15 protein-coding genes are annotated in these 16,697 nt (G+C 47.4%); 1 reads left to right on the forward strand and 14 read right to left on the reverse strand.

What is annotated here, in order from left to right; translation table 11 throughout:
• Positions 1–1,145, forward strand: a 1,145-nt coding sequence (locus B5F08_RS12275) for an IS256 family transposase (protein ID WP_143256422.1), incomplete at its 5' end; no start/stop codon positions are given.
• A 267-nt stretch (positions 1,146–1,412) separates the two neighbouring features.
• Here the strand turns inward: B5F08_RS12275 and B5F08_RS12280 are convergent.
• The 14 genes from B5F08_RS12280 to B5F08_RS12340 all read right to left on the reverse strand — a co-directional run bounded on the left by B5F08_RS12280 (position 1,413) and on the right by B5F08_RS12340 (position 16,652).
• Complete coding sequence (locus B5F08_RS12280; RefSeq protein ID WP_087379988.1) at positions 1,413–1,655, reverse strand: response regulator; 243 nt, start codon at positions 1,653–1,655, stop codon at positions 1,413–1,415.
• A 163-nt stretch (positions 1,656–1,818) separates the two neighbouring features.
• Positions 1,819–2,496, reverse strand: coding sequence for an IS630 family transposase (locus tag B5F08_RS12285; RefSeq protein WP_143256424.1), 678 nt, complete (start codon positions 2,494–2,496; stop codon positions 1,819–1,821).
• 5 nt (positions 2,497–2,501) lie between these two features.
• Positions 2,502–2,960, reverse strand: coding sequence for a helix-turn-helix domain-containing protein (locus B5F08_RS12290; RefSeq protein WP_158096307.1), 459 nt, complete (start codon positions 2,958–2,960; stop codon positions 2,502–2,504).
• A 460-nt stretch (positions 2,961–3,420) separates the two neighbouring features.
• Positions 3,421–4,944, reverse strand: coding sequence for a recombinase family protein (locus tag B5F08_RS12295; protein ID WP_087379998.1), 1,524 nt, complete (start codon positions 4,942–4,944; stop codon positions 3,421–3,423).
• Between the two features lie 39 nt (positions 4,945–4,983).
• Positions 4,984–6,564, reverse strand: a complete 1,581-nt coding sequence (locus B5F08_RS12300; RefSeq protein WP_087380000.1) for a recombinase family protein — start codon at positions 6,562–6,564, stop codon at positions 4,984–4,986.
• A complete protein-coding gene (locus B5F08_RS12305) occupies positions 6,549–8,456 on the reverse strand; it encodes a recombinase family protein (protein ID WP_087380003.1) in 1,908 nt (635 codons plus the stop codon). The genes B5F08_RS12300 and B5F08_RS12305 overlap by 16 nt, the downstream gene beginning before the upstream one ends.
• A 44-nt stretch (positions 8,457–8,500) precedes the next feature.
• Positions 8,501–8,677, reverse strand: a complete 177-nt coding sequence (locus B5F08_RS13430; protein WP_204245204.1) for an SHOCT domain-containing protein — start codon at positions 8,675–8,677, stop codon at positions 8,501–8,503.
• Entirely contained in the window at positions 8,670–9,089 is a 420-nt protein-coding gene (locus B5F08_RS12310) for a GcrA family cell cycle regulator (protein ID WP_087380006.1), read from the reverse strand. The genes B5F08_RS13430 and B5F08_RS12310 overlap by 8 nt, the downstream gene beginning before the upstream one ends.
• Before the next feature lie 124 nt (positions 9,090–9,213).
• Positions 9,214–10,152 carry an N-acetylmuramoyl-L-alanine amidase gene (locus tag B5F08_RS12315; RefSeq protein ID WP_087380009.1) on the reverse strand — a complete coding sequence of 313 codons (939 nt, stop codon included), beginning with the start codon at positions 10,150–10,152 and terminating at the stop codon, positions 9,214–9,216.
• 2 nt (positions 10,153–10,154) lie between these two features.
• Positions 10,155–10,568 carry a phage holin family protein gene (locus tag B5F08_RS12320; RefSeq protein ID WP_087380013.1) on the reverse strand — a complete coding sequence of 138 codons (414 nt, stop codon included), beginning with the start codon at positions 10,566–10,568 and terminating at the stop codon, positions 10,155–10,157.
• 74 nt (positions 10,569–10,642) lie between these two features.
• Complete coding sequence (locus tag B5F08_RS12325) at positions 10,643–12,676, reverse strand: DUF859 family phage minor structural protein (protein WP_087380016.1); 2,034 nt, start codon at positions 12,674–12,676, stop codon at positions 10,643–10,645.
• Positions 12,677–12,688: 12 nt separating this feature from the next.
• Positions 12,689–13,771, reverse strand: a complete 1,083-nt coding sequence (locus B5F08_RS12330) for a hypothetical protein (protein ID WP_087380019.1) — start codon at positions 13,769–13,771, stop codon at positions 12,689–12,691.
• 13 nt (positions 13,772–13,784) lie between these two features.
• A complete protein-coding gene (locus B5F08_RS12335) occupies positions 13,785–14,714 on the reverse strand; it encodes a hypothetical protein (protein WP_242968468.1) in 930 nt (309 codons plus the stop codon).
• Between the two features lie 168 nt (positions 14,715–14,882).
• Complete coding sequence (locus B5F08_RS12340; protein ID WP_158096308.1) at positions 14,883–16,652, reverse strand: phage tail spike protein; 1,770 nt, start codon at positions 16,650–16,652, stop codon at positions 14,883–14,885.
• Positions 16,653–16,697 lie beyond the last annotated feature (45 nt).

Here is a 16,697-nt window from a genome sequence, read left to right on the forward strand (position 1 = left end):
TTCAAAATCTGTTCAAGGAAACCATAGCGGAGTTTATGGAAAACGGACTTGAGGCAGAACTGGACGAAGAGCTGGGTTACAGCAAATACGACTACAAAAACAAAGACACAGACAACAGCCGAAACAGACACAGCAGCAAGACTCTGAGAACCAGCTTCGGAGATGTCGAGGTATCAATTCCTCGTGACCGAAAGGGAGAGTTTGAACCGCAGGTACTGAAAAAGAATCAGACCAGCATCAGTCAGGATATTGAGGAAAAAATACTGTCAATGTACGCAAAAGGAATGACCACATCAGACATTGGAACTCATATTCAGGACATATATGGTATATCTGTATCAGACAGCACAGTCAGCAGAATTACGGATAAAATCCTGCCTATAGCCAAAGAGTGGCAGCAAAGACCGCTTGAAAGCATATATGCCGTAGTGTTTCTCGACGCTATTCATTATCATGTGCGCAGTGAAGGACAGATAGTAAAGAAAGCGGTATATATCGCCATAGGAATCGATATGGACGGACATAAGGATGTGCTTGGAATGTGGGTAGGAGAAAATGAAAGCGCAAAATTCTGGGCAACTGTGTTAAACAGTCTAAAAAATAGAGGTGTTGAAGATATTTTAATTGCCTGTACCGATAATCTTACAGGATTTGACGCCGCAATCAACGCCGTATTCCCAAAAACAGAAATCCAAAACTGCATAATTCATCAGCTTAGAAATTCCAGCAAATATGTGTCATACAAGGACTTAAAGCCTCTTATGGCAGATTTGAAGGCTGTCTATGCTGCTGTTGACGAGGATGCTGCCCTGGAGGCTTTGGATATTTTTGCCCGGCATTGGGATAAAAAATATCCTAAAATATCTCAGTCATGGAGAGCTAACTGGGCTAATCTGAGCACCTATTTCAAATACCCTCAGACAGTCCGAAAGCTGATTTATACAACAAATGTAATTGAAGGATTTAACCGCCAGCTCCGTAAAGTAACAAAGTCGAAATCAGTATTTCCGACGGATGACAGCCTGTTTAAAATGCTGTATCTTGCGATGATAGACATCACGAAAAAGTGGACCGGAAGGCGGCAGGACTGGAGTATTATACACGCCCAGCTAGCTGTGTTTTTTGAGAATCGTATCCCCGAATAACACCGCCGGTCTCGTATGTCAAGGATAAAATGAACGGCTTCGCCGTCCTTGACATACGACACGCCGGCGTTAAGATGTAACTAAGGCGGCAACGCCAAAGGCTGCTGCCGCCTGTTTCAAAATATACTTTTAATTTCTATTTTTACACTGCTGTATCGTGTTTACACATAATTTGGGATTGAGCCAAAAATTAATAAATAACTCAATGATTAGATTTATTATATCAGTACCCATTATAACAAATACTCCTTTTTAAAAAAGCTTCTTTCACCATTTTACATTTATTTTTGAATCATTAATTATTTTTGCTACTGTAATCCCATCTACTAATGGCATATTTATATCAAGAAAAATAAGATGATATTTGCTAAAGTTCTCGATAAGATCATATGCATTAAAAAATTTATCAATCATAACATCAATCTCTAATAAACTACAATATTTATATATTTCATTAACTAAAATATCAACAAAAGTCGGTTCATCATCCATAACTGATATTTTGAGCAATATATACCACCCACTATTATTATTTAAATAGATTAGTAATTATATTTTAAAACAAACAATACTATTTATTTTCAAAAAATATAATTATATATTGTAATTATATCACATATTTCTATTTATTAAATAGTTTCTTTGTTATATACACACTAGTAGTCTGTTAATTCTAAAACTTTATTTCTGGATATAAGTGAGCAAGTTTAATTCGTGCGGTATCTGTGGTGAAATGCCATGAAACTCCATTTTGAGCTGTATTTCGGTTATTAGACCAAGCAGAAAGAATACGGTTCAGATTATCAAGTGTAGGGATTCTAACACCCAGCAGGCATTGAACTGTGAGTGCGGATAGCTCAATTTCTGCAATGTCCAACCATGAACCATGCTTCGGGGTATAGTGAATCTCAAGTCTTTGTGAAAGACGAAACGCTTCTTCGGGTTGAAATGCCTTGTATAGGGATGCGGTTGTGTGCGTGTTGAGATTATCCATTACCAATACAATTTTTTCCGCATCGGCATATGCTTCATCTGCCAACCACTTTATTTGAGCGGCCCAGTCAAGAGCGGTTCTATGGGAAAGGGCATGGGCTTCACGCCATCCACCCAGCGGTTTCGTGAACATGAAGATGGAGCAAGACCCTTTTCTCACATATTCACAGTCATACTTTTCGCTGTGGTTATTTTTTCCCATGGGAATTGGCTCCAAATATTCATCTAACAACTGAAAAGGCTTTTCATCCATGCAAATAACAGGGCGTTTCTCATCATAAGGACGTGAATACACCTCTAACACATCTTCCATGTGTGCCACAAACTCAGCATTTTGTTTTGGCGGAATACACCACATTTGCTTTAAGTGAGGTTTATATTTCGTTTTTTTAAAATCTGCTGGACTCTGACATGGGAAATGCTATCAATGATATTGAGTTCCACAGCTTTTTCCGCCAACAGCCTAAGTGTCCATCTGGAGTGTCCCTCCGGTGCCTTGCTGCAGGCGAGCGCGACGATTTTTGCCTCAACCTCTCCATCGACTTTTGCTTTTACAGGGGGTATCGTCCGTTTTTTTCGTGTTAAATATGCAGAGATATCCTGGTTGCTCAGGTATTCATCGCGCATATTATACACAGCCTGTACGGAGATACCTGCGTACTCTGCGGTACGGTTATATCGTACATGGTCGCTCTTTCCTGTCCTATCCAGCATCAACAGAACACGCGCTCGTATGATTTCTTTTGATTTGTGATCTCCATTTTTAACAAAGTTCTTGAGGTAAATCTGTTCCTCTTCACTTAACCTGATTTCTTTGCTCATGTGGTTTTTCACATCCTTTGTTGGAATAATTCTATTATACCACATAATTTTAGAAAATAAAGTTTTAGATTTTACGGCATACTAGTTTGTTTTCCCATTATTCAAGATAAAAAAACAATAAAGATTACTATAGGAATTACAAAAATTCGCTGAGAAATCGAGAATAAACTGCTTTCATTTCATAACCAATTTCACAGAGTTACTTCCTAAAAGGAAAACTTTTAATCAAACCATTTCAAAGATTCTTTTAAGAAAAATATTAAATAGTTAGTTCAATCAACCGAATATGGAAATAAAATTTATCATCACGATAAAGGCATTGCCGTCAGCCTCAAATTATCAGTTGTAGTTGTAAATTTTGCACCAAGTAATAAAACCGATAAAAAATCATAAATAATCAAATAAACGCACAACCACTCTCAATCATACTAATTAAAGGGGACTTGTGCGTTTATAAGTATTATCCTTCAATCTCAATACTGAGTCCGGATTTTAGTTCTATTTTTAAATAATTTTCATATACGATAATTTGTTTCAGTAAGCGTTTTACCAAATGTTCGTCAAACTCGGTCAGATACGTGGGCTGAGTACAGATGAAATCCTGTAGTTCGTTGATACGGCGGATCTGCTCGTCACGGGAGGCAGTGTCCATGGCATTTTGCTGTTTCAGTTCCCGGAGTCGTAATATTTCATCGGCAACCGCATCGTATCTTTCCTTGTCGTTTGCCTTTTGAATCAGTTCCTGCTGAAGAGTCATCAGTTTTTCATCGATGTCATCCTTCCCTGTAGAGGCGGAACGGATTGCCGCCGCTATATTCTGCTGAAGCTGTTCCTGGTATCCCGGCTTATCTCCCAGCAGTTTGTTGATGGCAGCCAGCACCACATTTTTCAAAATAGTCTCGTTGACGGTTTTGGCGTGACATTCCTGCCCGGTGGGTTCCAGTCTGCTGATACAGCGCCATACAATGGATTTGCATCCACGATTGTTCCAGTGAATTCGCCGGAACAGCTCTCCGCACTCGCCGCAAACTACAATCTGTGAAAAGCAGTGGTTACAGCTGTAGCTTCGCTTTTTGCCATTTGCACTGGTTTTCACAATGCGTCTGCGGACAAGCTCCTCCTGTACACGCATATAAATGTCCCGAGGAATAATGGCTTCATGGTCGCCTTCCACATAGTACTGCGGAACAATGCCGTTGTTCTTTACTCGGGTTTTACTCAAAAAATCGGTGGTGTAGGTCTTTTGCAGAAGAGCGTCTCCGATATATTTTTCGTTTCTCAAAATCTTATTGATGGTGCTGGTGTGCCACCTTGTTTTTCCGGCTCCGGTGAGAATACCGTCACGTTCCAATCCGGCGGCAATCTTGTCCATGCTCAAGCCTTCCAGGTATTCTCGGTATATGCGTTTGACCACTTCCGCCTGTTCCGGGTCGATGATAAGATGTCCGTCTGCATCCTTTGTGTATCCCAGAAAACGATTGTGATTTATTTGCACCTGACCATTTTGGTAGCGGAACTGAAGACCGAGCTTTACATTCTGGCTTAAAGATTGGGATTCCTGCTGAGCCAGTGAAGCCATAATTGTGAGAAGCACTTCACCCTTGGCGTCCAAGGTGTTGATAGATTCCTTTTCAAAGAAAACAGGAATATTCAAATCCTTCAGCTTTCGGATGTATTTCAGACAATCCAGCGTGTTTCGTGCAAAGCGGCTGATGGACTTGGTAATAATCATGTCGATGTTTCCGGCTTCACAAGCCTCAATCATCTTGTTGAATTCCTCACGCTTTTTTGTATTGGTGCCGGAAATACCGTCATCTAAGTAGTATCCCAAAGCGATACAATTGCATTTTGCCCCTGCACTTTTTAATTTTGCCTTGAACCTTTTAATTTTGCACCTATACCTTTTGATTTTGCCACACTTTATAATTTTGCCTCTCTCCGCTGTTGTCGTACATTTTAATTTTGCATAGAGAAAGCCGGACATCCCACAATCCGCAGGGTGTCCGGCCGTGTTTCGTTACTGCTATTTCACACGGATTTCCGTTCCGTTCTTGAAGGTGAACATCACATCCTTCTTTGAGAAAACTGTCACATGGTCAAGCAAATTGAACCATAGGTCATCCGTGAATTCCAGCACATCTTCGTCCATCTCGGTCAGGTCACGGAGGAACGCCTCGATCATCTCGCGCTTTGCCTGCCGCTCCATAATCCTGCCACTGACCTTATCCAGCCGTTCCCTTGTCCTGTCATAGCGTTCGGAAAGCGCGTCGTACTTCTTTTGGTAATCCTTCTGATTCTGTGCGACACGGGCGTTCTTACTGATGCACTGCTCGACCATTTCCGTCACCACCATGATCTCCTCCTGCAATGCAGCATGTTCCTTTTCCATATCTGTGGTGTCATACATCTCGTCCTTGATGGATTCAAAGGTGGCTATGATCTCGTCCCGCTCCTCTCCGAGAATCCGCAGGGCCTTGAGGTACAATGCCTTGATGGTGTCCTCGTCCAAATGCGGCGTGGAGCATCGCTTACCGTCATCGTACTTGTGGTTGCACCGCCATATGACTTTTCTATACTTGTCGTTGGAGTGCCACACCTTAGAGCCGTAAAAGCCACCGCAGTCACCGCACCGGATTTTACTGGAGAAAATGCTCACACAGCCATGCCGGTCCGTATCACCGCATCGTCTCTGCATCTCCTTCTGTACCCTGTCGAACTGTGTGGGTGGGATGATGGCTTCATGATTTCCTTCCACATAGTACTGCGGTACCTCGCCCTCGTTCTTTTTCTTTTTCTTTGTCAGGAAGTCCGTGGTGTAAACCTTCTGGAGAAGGGCATCGCCTTTGTACTTTTCGTTGGTAAGAATACTCTCGACCGTTTTCTTGCCCCAGTTCTTTTTACCGCCCGGTGTCGGAATACCCTCCTCGGTGAGCTGCCTCGCTATCGCATACGGCGTTTTCCCCTGCAGGAAAAGTCCGTAAATTCTACGGACGATCACCGCCTGTTCCTCGTTTACCACGAGGTTTCCATCCTCGCCACGGTCGTAGCCGAGAAACCGTTTGAATGGCACGGTGACCTTTCCGTCAGCAAACCGTTTTCTCTGTCCCCATGTGCAGTTCTCGGAAATACTGCGGCTTTCCTCCTGCGCCAGTGAGGACATGATGGTCAGAAGAAGTTCACCCTTGCCGTCAAATGTCCAGATGTTCTCCTTCTCAAAATAGCACTCTGTCCCGCTCTCCTTCAGTTTTCGGATGGTCGTGAGGCTGTCAACCGTGTTCCTTGCGAATCGGCTCACGCTCTTCGTGATGATTAGATCGATTCTTCCCGCAAGAGCATCCTCAACCATAGAATTGAAACCGTCTCTGTGTGTGGTATTGCAGCCGGTTATGCCTTCGTCAGCATACACGGCAACAAACTCCCAATCCTCGCGCCCTTTTATGTAATTCGTGTAGTAGTCCACCTGTGCCTCGTAGCTCGTCAGCTGTTCATCCCTGTCCGTTGAAACGCGGGCATAGGCGGCCACCTTCCGCTTTTCCCTGCTGCCGAGGGGAAATGCTGTGAACTTGCTAATGGTAGCAGGTATTGTGATTACGTTCTTTGCCACTTTTTTGCCCTCCCGTCTTTAAAAATGTATTCCAGACTTCCGTCTTCCAATGCTGTGATGTGGTCGATCTGCTCCGTGAATGCTTTCCCGTCAAAATCGTCCATGCCGAGAATGTAGGCTGAAACCTTACGGATATTAAAATCCGCCATGTCCTGCCCATTGCATTCCGTCCTTACCTTGTGCTTGCCGGAGCAGCGCCAGTAAACGTACTTTCCATATCTGCAATATCTGTGATACAGGTTTCCGCAGCAAGCGCACTGAATCATCCCTGTGAACTCATCCGTGGATGTTGTCTCGTGCCTGTTGCTTCGCAGCTTGAGCGTCTCAAAGGTTTTGATCGTTCCGTCCTTCAGATGAAAATCGATGCTGCCGAAGGCTTGAACCACCATGCGGTCAACCGTCTTTGTAAAGAAGTCCTCGTCAAAGGTTTTCTTGCCCATGACCCTGCAGAAGATGTCCCTAATCTCCGTGTCGGGATAGTTGACGCTGTCGCAGGTAATTCCGTGATTGCTCTTTGCTCGGCAGTACCAGTAAAGGTGGACGCCGTACGTTGTATCGCTCATGGCTCTGCCAAACCTTCTGCCGCACTTGCCGCAGAAGATTTTCCCGTCAAACAGGTGCTTGGGTCGTTTGCTCTCCGGCTTTGTTTTCTTCGGTTTGATTGGCTTGGGCGGCATCTGCCACCTTCTGATCTTTCCACCGTAGAGCTGTATCTCGATACTGCCATCTGCAAGCGAGGTGATGCTCTTCACCGATTCTGTAAAAGCCGCCTCGTCAAATCCGTCCGTCTCCATCAGTTCCGCACAGATCTCCATCAGCTTGTGTTCAGGATAATTGTGGCTTTTACAGGTGACCCCAGGCTCTTTCTTGCTGCGACATATCCAGTCTACATACTCCTTTCCCCTGACATTGCTCTTCTTCCTCGTGAAGTTTGCTCCGCACACGGCACATTTGAACTTTCCCGTAAAGCAGTATGTCGGATTCACCAGCGATGAACGCCGCTCCATCTCTGCCTTGACCTTTGCGTAGGTGTTGCGGTCAATGATTGCCTCATGGCTGTCGGTTATGTAATATTGCGGCAGTTCTCCGCGATTCGGTACTTTCTTTTTGGTGATAGGATCTTCGATGTAGCACTTCTGCCTGCGGATGTCTCCGGCATAGACCTCGTTGAAAATCAGCTGCCGCACCGAGGCTTCCTGAAAATCGTTACCCAGCGTGGTGCGAATGCCCGCCTTGTTCATCCTGTCCGCTATGTCTCGCAGGGTAACGCCGTCAATGTACATCTGAAACACCCATCTGACCGCCTCGGCTTCTTCTGGAATGATGATGTACTTTTTCTGTTCATCGTCATACTGGTAACCAAGGATGTGTTTGTTTGCCGCACCGATTTCACCGTTCTTGAACCGCTTGCGGATGCCCCATTTCACATTTTCGGAAATGCTGCGGCTCTCTTCCTGAGCAAAAGAAGCGAGGATGGAAAGCATCAGTTCTCCATCCCCGCTCATCGAATTGATTTGCTCTTTCTCGAACCGAACCTCCACACCGATATCTTTTAAGTGTCTGATCGTATTCAGCAGATCGACTGTGTTCCTTGCAAATCTGGAAATCGACTTGCAAAGGATGATATCGATTTTTCCCGCCTCGCAGTCTTCCAGCAGACGGACGAACTCACTGCGCCCCGCAACGAGGGTTCCGGTTATGCCGGAGTCAGCATACACGCCTGCGTATTCCCATTCGGGATTCTTCTGGATGAGATCGCTGTAATAGCTTACCTGTGCGGAAACGGAGTGCATCAGTCGCTCGGTATCTTTGGAAACTCTTGCGTATGCTGCAACTTTTTTCTTTGCCGGGAGCGCCTTGATTCCCGGCTCGATTCTCGTGATTTTCGGCACAAAACCAACTCCTTTCTGACACTATATATCACTCTAAAAGCCAGTTATATCAAGGGTTTTCCCGACAATAATGTAGACAAAGTTGGCTTGTATTTTTCGAGCAGCATTGTATCAATTTTCGTGAACTCTTCCTCAGAAACAACGCCCTTTTCAAGCATCGTCTTTGCCGTTCCAAGGCACAGAAGATACATTTTCTCCGCATGGAATTCCTCTTCACTCATCCGCTCCACCTCCGAAACGATCGGAGATATAACAGGCATGGGAGCAGTATTTACGCTTGGAATTGCCGTAGGCAGAGAACGGCTTGCCGCAATGTGGACAGGTATACTGGTACACAGCCTTATGATTCAACCGTTCGGGATGTTCTTTCCACCACTTGACGCGGCACTCTTTTGAGCAGAACACGCGCCGTTTCATTCCGTCAACTTGAATCAGAGACTTTCCGCACTCGCGGCAGACATCTGTAGCATTTGTTTTCACGACTGATATCGGTTTCTTTACTTCCTGCAGACCATTCCTGCGGCAAAAGGATATGACTGCATCCCTGGATACGTTGACCTGCCTTGCGATTTCCGCATAGCTCATACCTTCTTTTCGAAGGCTCCTGATTTGCTCTTTCTGATATTTATCCATGACTGAGACCTCCTAAGTCACAGTCAATAAATATGCGCCGGCTTTTAACCTCATAACAAAAAAGAGCCTGTGAACATTCCAGAAACAGGAATGCCCACAGGCTCAGAGAAAAAAACATTTGTTGTCAGATCTTCTTACAGTAATCAAGCGAAATCCATCCTGCACCGGATTTAAGGCGTCCCCAGCCCGCCGTGGAGCCTTTGCCGGACTTCATCTCAACGATGGTGAACACGCCCTTGCCGGTAAACTTCCCGGTCTTGGCATAGTCCGTCCCTGGTCCTTTACGGATATTGAGGTCAGTGATACTGACCTTTACGAGGGACGGAACCTCTGTAGCCGTTGTTTTCGATGTGTAGATGTTTACACCATTTACATCAAACACGCTATATCCCGGATTGGCATCGGCGCACTTCTTGGCGTTGGAGAGGATCTTGTATGCGCCTTTCTGCGATTTGCTGTCAGACCAGCTTTTCCGTACCCGGTACATTGGGCTTGTTGTCGTGCCCGTACCGGAAGAAGAACCGCCAAGCTGCGCCGTGACTTTCTCCGCAAGATCGCCAAGCCTTGCATACAGCCAGTCGCCGGGGCAGGATTTGTTGGCAAACCACCTGTGAACCGTCAGCACCATTTCATCGGACTTCGGTGCATAACTCAGCGTCTTGTCCTTATCGCCAAGCCACAGGAGCTTTTTCTTGCCGTTGCGTTTACAGATGTCCACGCACAGCTTGATGAGCGTCTGATAAACCACATCTTTAAACGCATACGGCGATTTGGTGTCAGATGCACATTCAATTGTGACTGCTCTCTGGTCGTTGGAGTTTGAGGAAGAACACCAGGAACGGTTTTTCTCCTCCACATACATTCCGACACGGCCGTCCACGCCGATGCCGTAATTGCAGCTTGCCTGCTTGGACGCCGGCAGAAAGATGTTTCCCAGCGTCTCCACCGAGCATTGTCCCACCACGCAGTGCGGCGTAATGCGGTCGATGCTGTGCGTCCTCTGACCGGAGTGGTTCGGACTGAGTTTTGTGTAAGTTACCATGGAACTGTTTGCGTATCCCATAGTTATTTTTCCTCCTTTACATTGCGGTTGTGAAGCTGTTCCAGTACGGATTTCAGCTTTTGTGGAATAGGCAGACCCAGATGTGCGGAGTTTTCCAAAAGGGATATGCCCTCGTTGGAAAGATAGAAGAAAATCACTGCAGTGCGCAGGACTCCCGCTTCACCAAGCACATACACGTCCACCAGGTTGCCGATGCCTACAAGCACAAAGATGAGCACCTTGCGGCAGATGCCTTTGAAGCCCACTTCGCTTGAGAGCTTTTTGTCGGAAATGGCGCACATCACGCCGGTGATGTAGTCGATCACCGCAAAGGCGATCAGAGCATACAGAAAGCCGTCAAATCCGCCCAAAAGCCAGCCGATAAAGCCGCCAATGGCAGAAAAGGCAATCTGAATGCCGGTCCAGATAGATCTCATAGTTTTGTCCTCCTTCATAAATGATTTTGTGTATGAAAAAAGGCGCTCACAGTGAGCACCTTGATTCCGAAGCGTTAAGATTTTTTCACCCAGGCCTGCCAGTTTGCGTTTACCTTTGAGCGAATATACGTCGTGTATGGATTATCACGGTGGGTGTAACGCTGTATGACCAGGTTTGAAGAGCATGAAAACACCTCGAGCATTCCCCAAGAGGTGCTTGGATAGTGCAGTGATGTATCCGCCGTATTTCGCCTGAAATAAATTCCCGGTGTGGTAATCGTGTTTAAATCAGTATCATCAGGAATGGACGCCTGCACCAGCCCCATAATATTGTAGCCGCTCATCAGGATCAGCCCGTCTGCGGAAATGTTTCCTCCCACATCCAGCGTTTGGCTTGGCGTTGGTTTGTTAATGCCCACCTTCTTCTTTCGCAGGGCTACAAGCGGCGTCCCCTGCGGTATGACGAAATACAAATCCAAAGAACTCTGCGAGTACAGCCTGTCCTGTATCTGCAGATGAAAATCGTAGGAATATCCTGCATCCAGGCTGCACAGTTCCAGATTGGAGAAACTGAAGGAAGTGCCGCTCCTGGTCGTTGACGACAGGATGCTGGTATAGCTGCCGTATGACGCAGCACTGGTTTTCTTATACCGATACCGGACATACTGCACACTGTTTTTCTGTGTTCCGTCAACGGTAACAGCTGAGATGGAGCCGTTGAACTTAAGCTGCATTTCCGCTTCAATCTCGTTCGTGCGCCGCAAAGTAACCGATGAGATTTTAGGCTTTGCATATGCTATCACCGTGACATTCTTTGTAACGCTTGAAGTGTACCCGCGGGAATCTGTAACAGTAAGCGTAACAGACACGCTGCCGGACTTTTCAATCTTACCGACCGTGATTGCCGCACCGGAACTGCTGGACGCTGACAATCCATTGCAGGATGCAGTATAGTTAGAGATGGAAGCTCCGTTTTTTGCCGTCGCCGTTCCTGGCGTTACCTTTAAAGTCGAATAGCCCTGAATAAAGAGCTGGTTGTTGCCTGTAATATTTGCAGTGGTGCTGTAGCTGTCCTCGAAGGTAAATCCGGAAAGAGTCGGCGCAGAATTTGCAGATGTTGTCTGTATCACTGCCGTTTTGCTCGATGTACTGCCGATCTGCGTTGAACCGCTGTAAGTTGTGACGGCAAAAGTTCCCGTAAAGGATTTGATGGATGCCATCGCATTCAAAAGCGTTGTGCGCTGTGCCGCCGTAAGCGTAACCGTGCGGGTGGCGGTTCCTTTTGTCCAGGAAAGTCCTGAAATAGTCAGATAGGTTGAACTGCCGTTTTTAATTGCAAGCGTGTACGAGTAGGAAGCCTCATACACCGTAGCATTGATAGAAACCGTCACTGTCGCATTATCTGCTGTTACGGTGCTTACGCTGTTTACTACGGCTCCGCCAAGGGTTTTAACCGTCGCGCTGCCGGATGTGCCGTAAACCTGGTTTGATTTTTTTCTCGCTCGAACCTTAACGGTGTAGCTTGTGTTCGGAGAAAGCGAAGATACTGTGACGCTGGCGCTGGTAGAAGCCGTATTGGAAAAGGTTGTCCAGGAGGAGCCACCGTTTAGGCTGTACTGCCATATATCCGCAGTGCTCGATGAAGTGGCTGAAATCTTAAATCCGCTTGCTGTGACGCCGCTTGTGCTGAAGGCAACCGTCGGGGCGCTTCGGTCGATTTTATCAAGATTAACCGTAGTGGAAGCTGTAATCGTTCCGACGGATACGCCTGAATACGTGCCGGAAAATCTCCATGATGCTGACAGCGCAACGCCCGTTTTGGTACCGTCTGAATTGTGGCTGACACGGACGGTCTTTGTTTTTAACAGCACTTTGTGCCAGCTTGTAGAACTCATGTCATTGATTGCCGGTGTGGTATAGGTCTCGCTCGTCCCGTTGATGGAAACCTTACAGTCGCTTCTTGAACCTACCGACAGTGTGTAAAACTGTAAATAGACCTTCAGCGTAACATCGGTATAATTGCCTGTTATGCTCTGGCTTCCGCTCCACTCACAGTAAAGCCCGAATTTGCTGACCGGATACTTGCTGAATGAGCCGCTTAACGCCATAAAACCGCCTCCTTAATCCAGAATTACGATGTTTAATCCCTCTGACGCAGTGGCCAAAGGGACGAACTTTGTTTTTCCCACAGTCAGCTCGCCGTCCACTGTGGTTTTCTTGGTCTGTGTTTCATCCTTGTTGAGGGTAAAGATCACCTCGTCATTGTAATAACCGGCAAATTCCGTATTCGTGATGACCGTCCGCTGTGAAGATGCCGAGTTTGACACCTCGATGCCCCGCTTGTCTATCTTGACCTCCTGCGTATAGATCTCGTTGGGAGCAGGCGTCCATTTGCGAGGGATCGCCCCTTCGGTTACCATGATGTCGGCCAGATAAACGGATGCGTCGCGGCTGTAACAGTAGATGCGAAGCGTAGGGTCGGTCACATCGGTGAGCGTGGCCGTGAAGTCCGTCCAGTCAAAAGAGGTGCTCTTGCTGAAGAGATATTTCGTTTTGTTCCCGTTGTAGGTCACATAGAAGTAGCCGGACATGGCCGAGGTCTTTTTTACCCGAACAGAAACGGTATATGCGCCGGGAACAACGCCACGGATATACTGCGACAGCGAGGAATATGCTCCAAGCACAAAGCAGGAATCAGAAATGGTGTTGTTCTGCGTGTCGGTGGAGGTGTCTGTCCGCACCGTTCCTGAATAGCTCCAGTCATCCGATATGCCGTTTAGGCCTGAGGAATTCTGCACATAATTGATGCCGCCGATGTACTGTTCCTGCATGGTGAGTGAAAGCCCGTCCACCGTATGCTCAAGCTGTGAGAGCTTGCTTTCGGAGTTCAGCACACGTTCCTCCAGAACGCCCTGATCGCTTGAAACCGTTTCTACTGTTTCGGTAAGGCTTGCCACATAGCTGTTTAAGCCCTCGATGGTTTGCTGAAACTGCGCATCTTTCTGCGTGAGGATGGAAATGGTGGTGCGGATCGTTTCAATGTCATTCTGCACCACCCAGGCGTTTCCGTTCCATATTTTTGTCTCCGGCGGAGACACCGAGGTATCCACCCAAAGCTGGCCTTCATACGGATTTTCAGGCGGAGATGCCGAGGTGACCACATCGCAGATGCTGATGATGGTAAATTGAGCGGATGCGATCATCTCATCACCCCCCTCAGAGCGTTACAACGACCATAAAGGTTGCTTTTGTGTCCACATCCGCACTGGACACAGACAGAGTCTTGCCGCTCTTGGAACCGTTTGTGCCCCAGGAGGTGTCGACAGCGCCATCCTTATTGTATTTCGTCCAGGTATAGGTACCGCCGCCTGCCGCATCTACCTCTGCGCCGGCCTGATAGCATACGGCGGTCAGCACTGTTGAGCCTTGGCCGTTTTTAAACACATCACCGCCTGTGGAAGTGACAATAATCTGAAGCGGGTCGGAGTTGTCAATGAAGGTTGCAACATCAAAAAACTTTGTGTTGTAAGAAGCAGAAGCGGAATCTGTATCCTGCGCACAGCATTTGAACACGGCATAACTGTCCACTGCGGCGGCGTAGATTGTGATGGTATTGGAGGAGGTTCCGGTATATCTGCCTGTGGCATCAGACAGCTTCCGCCAGCCAATACCGAAATCAGCATCATAACCTGTGGAGGCGGTCGATGTGACGGATGCGTCCATAGCCGCCCATTTGTAGGATACTTTAGTTGTATCAACCGTAGATCCGCGCCACAGTTCCGCCTTTGCCGTAAGCGATGCAACCTCAGAATTCTTGAACACATTTCCGCTTGGCGTGGTGACGAGCAGGTCGACAATGCCGCTTCCATTTACCACGCGTGAGAAGCTGATCGTCAGCGGATGCGTAATTGACAGGCCCGTGGATGCGTCCTTATAAGTGACGACACAGCGGTAATCGATACCGGGCAGGCCTGCCATTACATTTCCCTTAACGGTCAAAATATGACTCTTCGCACCACTTAGGGCATAACTGCCGGAAGAAGTGATTGCAGTTGTGGAACTGCCGATATACCATTTTACAGAGGTTACCGCCGAGGACGTGATCTGGTCGGTGGTTGTACCGATGACATAGAGGCTCGGAGTCAAGACAAGATTTTTCGAAGTCCAGTCCGGCGAATAGCTGTCGTTGTCAGGGTTATACATCTGTGTCTTTGCAAGATTCGAGCCGATATATCCGGTTAGGGTAAGTGCATCATTATAATCGATGATTGTAAATTGCCCTTGTGCTTTGCTCATGAAAATTCCTCCTTCAATTCAGCCAAGCAGGCTGTTTCTTGTAGCTGTGTCGATGAGGTCACAGAAGAAGGTTGCTCTAACTTTGACATCATCGGATGTAATTTCGATAGACTTTGTTCCGCCGAAATGCGCGCTGTTCCACAACTTGTCGGCCTCGGCATCATCAGACACCCTTGTCCATATGAATTGGTTGTCGTCAAGGGTATCTGTGATATTTTCGTCCCATGAGAAAACCGTGGCATAAAGCGTGGTTTGGATATTGTTGTTTTTGAAAATGCTCCCGTTGGATGAGTTAATCACCAGCCGGAGCATTTTCTGTTCTTCAATCACTGAAATGCGGTCGCTGACTTCCGTGACCTGCTTGTTTGTGGCATAGGCTCGCAGTACGACTTCGCCCGTCTCCAAGTCCCAATAGGATGAGCCGTCCTGTGATTGAATGACCCCCGCCTTGATGATGTTTGCAATCAGCGAACCGGAAGTGATAAAGTCCGCCACAATCTGCCCATCGGCGGTGATGGCAGTTTCATACGGACCGTTGTAGCCATTTCTGGAAAAGCCTAACCCATTCACATTCCACCGCCAGACATTGACAGCGTCTTGTATGGCGGGAGCATCCAAAACAAGAAGTTCATAAGGCCTCCCGGTTTCGTCCCCGTGCAGCACCACATAGCCGCCGGTCTGGCCGGTGATCAGAGAGGTGGCATTGCTGATGGCTGTCTGCAGGAGTTTCGGGAACCGGTCAACTACCGACTCTACTTTCCCGACAGAGGACTGCACCTCAGAGAGCGTGGTAATCATACTGGATTTTTCGTTTCCCAGAGTAATGCTCACATACCGCTCTGCAAGGGAGTCATACACGGTTTCGATCACGGTTGCAGACACATTCACCCCAAGGGCGGTGTGCCGGATAGTGACAGAGTCGCAGAGACGCACACGCTCCAGGAGCGCCGAATACTCCGGCTGTTTCCATAGGGGTTCAAACGCCACCTTAACGGTGGGAACAGTTGCACCGAGTGGATTTTCCTTGATGTAGTCGTTTGCGGCTGCCCGCAAAGCATCCTCGGTGATGTCAGTGCCGCTCTCAAACCTGTCTGTCAGGTCAAGAATGAGCGTCTTGTTTCGCACCATCTCCTCGGATACGATGGGCAGAGTCTGTTCCGGGAGCGTGACAACCGTCTCTGTTTCCGAGCCCTCCTGTGTATATACGGCGTAAGGAAGAAGCTGTGTATATACGCCGCTGTTATCCTCGTCCTGTTCCAGCGAGGTGAGGTTTTTGCCGTATTCAATGACAACACCGGTCTTTTCACCGCGATGGGAATGGAACTTCACCGTAAAGTTATCCCATTCAAATTCACCGTGCCATTTAGAGAGCATGGACCCTTCTGTGCCACCCAGACAAGCACGGACGCTTTTAGGGGTTGTAACGGAAAACTCTTTTGCCTCTGAGTAGTCCGTCCAGCCCGTGAACCGACTGTCCCCGGCGAGAAGCTGATTCAAAAGCAGTGACGGAGAACGGCTTTCTGCATAGAACGGCATCACAGGGACATTGGCAAGGTCGTAGGAAATGTGCTGACCATATACCGTAACCACACCGTCCAGCGGCTTAGTGATTCGATAGATGCGAAACGCCTGCGGTTCTCCTGTATCGTTGGGTTTAGCCTTGATGAGCCGCTCTTTTGCTATCAGCTTGTAATGCTGACCAGTAATGGGGTATTTGAGTATGCATTCAAATACACCGTTTCGTTCCTCTGTGACCTCACAGGAAATCGTATCCGTGAGCGTACCCAATCCAAAGGTGGTGAAGCTGGTGCTGTTTGCCGGGTACAGAACAGG

Source organism: Anaeromassilibacillus sp. An172, from assembly GCF_002160515.1.
Taxonomy (GTDB): Bacteria; Bacillota; Clostridia; order Oscillospirales; family Acutalibacteraceae; genus Limousia; species Limousia pullorum.

Excerpts from the sequence above, each read along its gene's own strand:
- B5F08_RS12285 (WP_143256424.1), bottom strand. The coding sequence starts at position 2,496 with ATGTGGTGTATTCCGCCAAAACAAAATGCTGAGTTTGTGGCACACATG.
- B5F08_RS12290 (WP_158096307.1), bottom strand. The coding sequence starts at position 2,960 with ATGAGCAAAGAAATCAGGTTAAGTGAAGAGGAACAGATTTACCTCAAG.
- B5F08_RS12295 (WP_087379998.1), bottom strand. The coding sequence starts at position 4,944 with ATGTCCGGCTTTCTCTATGCAAAATTAAAATGTACGACAACAGCGGAG.
- B5F08_RS13430 (WP_204245204.1), bottom strand. The coding sequence starts at position 8,677 with ATGAGTGAAGAGGAATTCCATGCGGAGAAAATGTATCTTCTGTGCCTT.
- B5F08_RS12310 (WP_087380006.1), bottom strand. The coding sequence starts at position 9,089 with ATGGATAAATATCAGAAAGAGCAAATCAGGAGCCTTCGAAAAGAAGGT.
- B5F08_RS12315 (WP_087380009.1), bottom strand. The coding sequence starts at position 10,152 with ATGGGATACGCAAACAGTTCCATGGTAACTTACACAAAACTCAGTCCG.
- B5F08_RS12320 (WP_087380013.1), bottom strand. The coding sequence starts at position 10,568 with ATGAGATCTATCTGGACCGGCATTCAGATTGCCTTTTCTGCCATTGGC.
- B5F08_RS12325 (WP_087380016.1), bottom strand. The coding sequence starts at position 12,676 with ATGGCGTTAAGCGGCTCATTCAGCAAGTATCCGGTCAGCAAATTCGGG.
- B5F08_RS12330 (WP_087380019.1), bottom strand. The coding sequence starts at position 13,771 with ATGATCGCATCCGCTCAATTTACCATCATCAGCATCTGCGATGTGGTC.